We start from the raw sequence: 272 nt of genomic DNA, 5'->3' as shown, positions 1-272 counted from the left end.
TAACTACACTTCCTTCTCCTTGGTACATCTTCACTAAACTTGTTAAACTACCTTGATACGCTCTTAATACATTAGAATTTAGCAATCGATTTTCTATACGTTTTGCCAACATATCTAACGTTAGTTCTTGCCCGCTAATGATGCATGTATTCAAGATACTACTATCGTCATTCTTTACAGAAGTAACTTGTATCTTTCCTGTTTTCATTTGCTTTATATATTGTTCTAAATCCGCTGTATCAATGCGCATCTGTCTACCAACTCTATAAGAA

General features: G+C 33.8%; 1 pseudogene. It reads right to left on the bottom strand.

Annotation, left to right across the window (positions count from 1 at the left end):
• Positions 1 to 272, bottom strand: a pseudogene (locus JDS96_RS31090) (hypothetical protein); the annotation flags it as partial.

Source organism: Bacillus cereus group sp. N21 (assembly GCF_016483395.1).
Classification (GTDB): Bacteria; Bacillota; Bacilli; order Bacillales; family Bacillaceae_G; genus Bacillus_A; species Bacillus_A pseudomycoides.
The sequence above is the reverse complement of the archived record's forward strand: the minus strand, read 5'-3'. Positions and strand labels throughout refer to the sequence as shown.